Source organism: Phytomonospora sp. NPDC050363, assembly GCF_040655735.1.
Classification (GTDB): domain Bacteria; phylum Actinomycetota; class Actinomycetes; order Mycobacteriales; family Micromonosporaceae; genus Phytomonospora.
Window position 1 is genome coordinate 339684 of the sequence record NZ_JBFAKK010000009.1, and the last position, 6422, is coordinate 346105.

Sequence of the window (6422 nt, forward strand, 5' to 3'; positions counted from 1 at the left end):
TCTCACGTGCCCACGCGAGGGGTCGTTTACGTCCACTCAAGCCCAACCGCCGTGTGTCCGCACGTCGAGTGGGCCATCGCAAGGGTGCTCGCCACCCGCGCGAGTCTTGAGTGGACGAAGCAGTCCGCGGATCCGACAACTCTGCGGACCGAATGCACTTGGTCCGGTGCCGCAGGCACGGGCTCGCAGCTCGCCGCTGCCCTCAAACAGTGGCCGATGCTGCGATTCGAAGTCACCGAGGAGCCCAGTCCGGGCGTCGACGGTGAACGCATCATGTACGTCCCCGGACGCGGTGTGTTCCGTGCCACGATGAGCGCCAACGGCGACCTCGTCGTGCCGGAGGACCGCCTGCGCGCTCTCCTTTCCGGCAACGCCGGCGCCGAGGCCATCCGCCACGGCATGGAGAAACTGCTCGGCACGTCCTGGGACGCCGAACTCGAGCCCTACCGTCACGCCGGTGAGGGCGCTCCCGCCACTTGGTTGACGCAGGTAAGTTAGCGCGGGTGTTGACCCGACGGACATTGTTCGCGATTGCGGGCGTCTCGGCGCTCGCCGGCTGCCAGGCCAAGGAGGAACCCACCTCGCCCCCCTCGTCGGTACCTTCGCCCGAGTCCCCGGCGCAAGCTATGGTGGCGGCCATGACCGACGAGGAACTGCTCGGCCTTGTCCTGATGCCGCACGCCTACGGCAACGACGCCGACGACGTCACGGCCGCCTCCCGCGCCGCCAATCAGGCCCACGCGGGCGTCGACACCCCTGGTGACATGGTGCGGAAGTACCATCTCGGCGGGTTGATCCTGATGCGTTTCACCGCCGACGACCCCACCGCGGGCACCAACCCGAGCACCAACCTCGACTCCCCCGAGCAGATCCGCCGCCTCACCGACGGCCTCCAGAAGGCCGCCTCCGAGGTCAACGGCGGACTCCCCCTGGTCATCGGCATCGACCAGGAGTTCGGCGCGGTCACCCGGATCACCTCCGGCATCTCCGCACTGCCCGCCGCGATGGGCTTCGGCGCCGCGGCCGACCCCGCGCTGACCACCCGCGCTTGGCAGGGCGTCGGAGGCGAGCTGTCCGCGCTGGGCGTCAACGTCGACTTCGCGCCCACCTCCGACGTGATCGCCAACCCCGGCAACACCGTCATCGGCTCGCGCTCCTACGGTTCCGACCCCGCCGCGGTCGCCGAGCAGGTCGTCGCCGTGATCGCGGGCCTGGCGGGCGCCGGCCTGGCCGGCGCGGTCAAGCACTTCCCCGGACACGGCAACACCGACGTCGACAGCCACAAGTCGATGCCCGAACTCAACCAGAGCCGCGACGAACTCCTCGCCGCCGACCTGGTCCCCTTCAAGGCCGCCATCGCCGCGGGCGTGCCGATGGTCATGTCAGGGCACCTCGACGTCCAGGCCATCGACCCGGGCGTGCCCGCCACGCTGTCGTCGAAGGTCCTCATCGACCTGCTGCGCGACGAGCTCGGCTTCAAGGGCGTCGTGGTCACCGACGCCATGCAGATGCAGCCGATCACCGAGCGCCACGGTGCCGGCGAGGCCGCCGTGCGCGCGCTGATGGCCGGCAACGACCTGATCTTGATGCCCGAGAACCTCAAGAAGGCGTACAAGGGCCTCCGCGACGCCCTCGCCAGCGGGAAACTCCCCCGCGAGCGCCTCGTCGAGGCCGCCACACGCGTGGTCGCCCTCAAGCAGTGGCTGGCCGGTTTCACCCGCCCGCCCGCCGACGAGCTCGACGAGGTCCTGGGTTCGGCGCGCGATGTCGCCGCCGAGATCTCCCGGGCGGCGATCACGCAGGTCGCCGGTGAGTGCGGCAAGTCGATCGGCTCGCCGGTGCGGGTGGTCGGCGGCGCCGACACGACCCGCGAGCGGCTGGCGAAGGCGCTCTCGGCCAGGGGCGTCGAGGTCCGCGGCGACGCCGGGACGACGATCCAGCTCGCCGGCTTCGGCGACACCGCCGCCGACGTGGACGTCGACGCCGAGGTGATCGTCTCCACTGACGCGCCCTTCATCCTGGGCAAGGTGAAGTCGGGCGTGCGTGTGGCGGCTTTCGGGACCACGAAGGCCTCGATGGAGGCCGTCGCCGACGTGCTCACCGGCGAGGCCAAGGCCCCCGGCCACCTGCCCGTCACGGTGAAGGGCGTACCGGGAAGCAGCTGCTGACCGGGCTTGCGCCCGCTGCGTACGATTGACGCACCCGAACCCCTGTGAGGCCGTGCCATGACCAATCCGCCGCAGCTGCCGTCGGACGTTCCACTGTGGCCGGAGGAGGCCCGTCCGGCCGCTCCGAGGCCGCCGGCCACGGCCCGCCCGGCCGAGCCGACGCCGGGCAACCCCCTGTGGGATCCGCCCTCGCAGCCCGCCGCGCAGGCCGCGCCGAGCGCGGGCAGCTTCTCGCTGCCGCCCGCGGAGACCAGCGGGAGCCGTCGCAGCGGCAGCGCGCCGCCACCGCCTCCTCCTCCGGCGACCACCGTCGCCCAGCAGCCCGCGCAGACGCAACGTCGCAAGAAGCAGGTCGCGGCGACTCCGGCTCCGCCCCCTCCGGCGCAGCCCTCCTACGAGTACGAACCGGCCGCGTACACGCCCCCGGCCTATGACATGCCGAGCTACGAGTCCTCGCGGGAGCCCTACAACCCGCAGGCCGTGACGCCGGACTACCGGGCGGAGCAGGCCTGGCAGCCGCCGCCCCCGCTCCCGCCGGCGACCACGGGCGGCCAGAAGGTCGCGCGGGTCTTCCGGATCGGCTTCGGGCTGCTGTTTCGGGGCACCGGTCGCTGCATCTGGCTGCTCGGGCGCGCCATCGAGCGCGGCGGGCTGAAGATGGCCCCGCCGAAGCGCAGGTAGCGAAACGTCCCGCCGGTGACGGCGGGACGGGCGTTTCTCAGTCGACGAGCCGGACGAGACCCGAACCCAGGTCGTAGCGCGCGCCCACGACGTCGGCGGCCGCGAGGTCCTTCGCCGCCCGCAGTTCGGCGACGGTGTGCATCACCTGGAGCCGCATCGCGGCCTCGTTCGGGTTCTCCGGATCCTCGCGCAGCGCCTGCGCTGAGGAGCGGTAGAGCTGTCCGACCAGGTAGGACATCGAGCCGCTCGGTGCGGCGGTGCCCTCGATGGTGTCGCGGGCGGCCTTGACACCCAGTTCGATGGCCCCGCAATGTCCGTGCCCGAGGACGACGATGAGCGAAACGGCGAGCTTGGCGACGGCGAACTCCAGCGACCCGATCGCCGCGCGGTCGGGGACGTGACCGGCGGTCCGCACGACGATGAGCTGCCCGAAGTCCTGGTCGAAGAGGGCTTCGGCGGTCACCCGCGAGTCGACGCAGGTGAAGATCGCCGCGACGGGGTTCTGCTCCTCGGCGTGGCGCCGGGCCGCGGCGACATCATGGCCGTGCTCGGGTTCGCCGGCCACGAACCGCCGGTTGCCCTCCTGCAGCCGCCGAAGTACCTCGGTGGCGCTGGGACGGGTCTCCGCCGCGTTCAGCTTGATCGACATGCCGCCGATCCTTCCAGTGGGGCTCAGAAGGTCGCAAGCCTTTCCCACTTCCCTGTGATGAGGAACGGCGGTGATGGCGCGCACATGTCCGCGCGGGACGAGGGCGTGTCGATGGACGGGCATGAATGGGACGATACTCGACATAATGCTCAGGAGCCCCGATGGACGCGCCGTGTCCCGGCACCGGCGCTTGTCGCCATCGTCTAGGCTGCCAAACGGAAAGCTCCCAACGGTCCGGAAAGTTCTCATGCCTCTTGAGCTGCGCAGCCGTACCGCCACCGGGACCGAAGCGTCCACAGTCGACAGGGTCCGCAAGCGTCGCAGGACCCTGGTCGCGGTCGGCGGTCTCTGCGTCGTGTGGGCCGCCGCGCTGATCGCCGCGGTCCCCTTCTACCGCCTCTACGACCTGCGGATCTACCACAACGCCATCGCCGGCTGGCTGGACGGCGACGATCTCTACGCCTACTTCCAGGCCAACAACGGACTCGGATTCACCTATCCGCCCTTCGGCGCCTTCTTCCTCACGCCGATCACCGCCTGGCCGATGTGGGCCTCGGGCGTGCTCACCACCGTCGCCGGCGTGTTCGCGCTGCTGGCCTGCCTCTACTTCATCGTCGCGCCCTTCGCGCGGGAGCGGGCCTGGAGCGTCCCCGTGGTCGTGCTGACCGTCGGACTCGCCGCCCTCGCGATCGAGCCGGTCCGCCAGACCCTCGGCTACGGCCAGATAAACCTCGTACTGGCCGCGATGGTCCTGGCCGACATGGCCGCACTGCGCTCCGGATCGAAGTGGGCCGGCCTCGGCATCGGCCTGGCCACGGCGATCAAACTCACCCCCGCGCTGTTCATCGTCTACCTGCTGGTCGCCCGACGATGGCGCGCCGCCGCCGTGGCGACCGGAACGACGCTGCTCGCCTGGGGCATCGCCTTCGCCGTGGCGCCCGGATCCTCGGTGACCTACTGGGGCGCGGTGTTCTGGAACTCCGCCCGTGTCGGACGCGCCGACTTCACGCCCAACCAGTCCCTCGCCGGATTCCTCGCGAGGCTCTACGACCGCACCGACACCCCGCTGCTGCTGTGGATCTCCTTCGGGCTGCTCATGCTCGTCCTCGGACTCACCCGCGCGCTCGCCGCCCACAAGGCCGGCGACGAGCTGTCGGCCTTCGCCATCATCGGCCTGACCGCCAACGTCATCAGCCCCATCTCCTGGTCGCACCATCTGGTGTGGGCCGTGCCAGCGGTCGCCGTGCTCGTCTTCAACGCGCTGGAGCGGCGCTCGCGCTGGATCGGGCTGGCCGCGGTGGCGACCTACACGCTGTTCGTCGTGTCGCCGATATGGTTCTTCGACCCGTGGAGCAACAGCCACTGGACCGGCGGGCCGCTGCGGGTGGCCGCCGAGAACTCCTTCGCGGTGGCGATAATCGTGCTGGTCGCCGCGCTCCCCCACTCCGAACCGCGCCGTACCCGCCTCCCCTACCCACGGCGGACGCTGGCCGCTTGAACGCACGAGAAGAGCCCCGGACCACATCGGTCCGGGGCTCTTCTCGCTTCTCAGGCGAGGCCGTTGTCGGCGAGCCAACGCGGGTCGGGCTCCACCATCTGCAGGATCTCGACGATGACGCCGTCGGGCCCCCTGAACTGCACCCGGCGCTGACCCCAGGGCTCGGTCGCCAACGGCAGCACGACGTCGAGTCCGGCCGCCCGGAGACGGCGGTCCTCGGCGTCGACGTCCTCGACGAGGAGGCCCAGGAGGGTCCCGGCGACGGACGCGCCGCGCAGCTCGGCGGGCAGGGACTCATGGTCGCGATCGACGAAGTCGAGGGCCACGTTCGGGTGGTCGGAGTGCTGGGCGTTGACGTACCAGCCGACGTCGATGCCCACGGTGAAGCCGAAGTGCTCGGTGAACCAGCGGGCGGCGGCTTGCGGGTCGGCCGACATCAGGGCCGTTCCCATCAGGGTGAATCGCATGTCGTCTCCTCAGTCGTTTGATACCACTGCGAACATAGTACTTTGGTCGTAGTGGTGTCAAGGATGAGAGGATCACCGACATGGCCAGATCCAACCCCGAGCGGCGCCGGACCCTGCTCGACGCCGCCATCGACGTCCTCGCCGACGAAGGCGCGCGAGGGCTCACGTTCCGCGCCGTCGACGTGCGAGCGGCCGTGCCCGCCGGAACCACCTCGAACTACTTCGCCAGCCGCGACGCGCTACTACAGCAGGCCGGAGAGCACATCTACGGACGCTTCGCCCCCGGCCCGGAACAGGAGGCCGCCTACGCGCAGGCCCCGCCGGACCGCGAGACGATCCGAGCGTCCATGCACGAGCTGCTGAAGAGGGTCGCCGCCGACCGCAACGGATACCTCGCGCTGCTGGAACTGCGCCTGGAGGCGACCCGACGACCCCACCTGCGGGCGACACTGACAACGACGACAGCGGCGAACCTCGAAGCCGATCGACGCCGACACACCGACGGCGGATTCCCCGGGGACGAGCACACCGCGATGATCCTGTATCTCGCGATGAGCGGACTGATCGTCGAACAGCTGACACTGCCGGGGGCATGGGACGGCGTGGAAGTCGACAGGCTGGTGGACAACATTTGCGACCGGGTAGTGCCGGATCGGTGACGGGCGAAGTTCAGGGGTGCGGGAGGACCGAGGGGCAGGGCTCCGGGGGGGGGAGGGCTGCGGGGTGGGGCTTCGGCGACGCCCGAGACCCGGCGACGCCCGAGGCCCGGCGCGGCCAGCGGGCTGACGGACTGACGGGCCTGCGGCCAAGGCGAAGCCGGCCGCACACAAGCGCCGACCAAACGGCCCGCAACCCAGGCGTAGGTCCGGGTCCAGGGACGGAGTTCCTGGTGGGGGTCTGGGGGCGAAGCCTCCCAGCAGGGTCTGGGACGGAGTCCCAGCGGGGTCCGGGGCGGAGCT

Annotated in this window: 7 protein-coding genes; 5 read left to right on the plus strand and 2 right to left on the minus strand. The window is 70.7% G+C overall.

The features are described from left to right. Positions 1-6: 6 nt before the first annotated feature. The 3 genes from AB0I28_RS25280 (at position 7) to AB0I28_RS25290 (ending at position 2849) form a co-directional block, all read left to right on the plus strand. Positions 7-498, plus strand: a complete 492-nt coding sequence (locus AB0I28_RS25280) for a DUF3145 domain-containing protein (RefSeq protein ID WP_357497226.1) — start codon at positions 7-9, stop codon at positions 496-498. 140 nt (positions 499-638) lie between these two features. Then, the gene (locus AB0I28_RS25285) at positions 639-2168 is read left to right on the plus strand and encodes a glycoside hydrolase family 3 N-terminal domain-containing protein (RefSeq protein ID WP_357497228.1); all 1530 of its coding nucleotides are present in this window, start codon (positions 639-641) and stop codon (positions 2166-2168) included. Between the two features lie 57 nt (positions 2169-2225). Next, entirely contained in the window at positions 2226-2849 is a 624-nt protein-coding gene (locus tag AB0I28_RS25290; protein ID WP_357497230.1) for a hypothetical protein, read from the plus strand. Between the two features lie 37 nt (positions 2850-2886). On the opposite strand, the gene AB0I28_RS25295 is transcribed toward AB0I28_RS25290, so the two are convergent. Beyond that, positions 2887-3498, minus strand: coding sequence for a carbonic anhydrase (locus AB0I28_RS25295; RefSeq protein WP_357497232.1), 612 nt, complete (start codon positions 3496-3498; stop codon positions 2887-2889). 247 nt (positions 3499-3745) lie between these two features. On the opposite strand from AB0I28_RS25295, the gene AB0I28_RS25300 reads away from it, so the two are divergent. Continuing rightward, entirely contained in the window at positions 3746-4996 is a 1251-nt protein-coding gene (locus AB0I28_RS25300; protein ID WP_357497234.1) for a glycosyltransferase 87 family protein, read from the plus strand. Between the two features lie 50 nt (positions 4997-5046). On the opposite strand, the gene AB0I28_RS25305 is transcribed toward AB0I28_RS25300, so the two are convergent. Beyond that, on the minus strand, positions 5047-5463 hold the full coding sequence (locus tag AB0I28_RS25305) for a VOC family protein (protein WP_357497236.1): 417 nt from the start codon (positions 5461-5463) through the stop codon (positions 5047-5049). 80 nt (positions 5464-5543) lie between these two features. Between AB0I28_RS25305 and AB0I28_RS25310 the strand changes: the two genes are divergently transcribed. Continuing rightward, on the plus strand, positions 5544-6122 hold the full coding sequence (locus AB0I28_RS25310) for a TetR family transcriptional regulator (protein ID WP_357497238.1): 579 nt from the start codon (positions 5544-5546) through the stop codon (positions 6120-6122). Positions 6123-6422 lie beyond the last annotated feature (300 nt).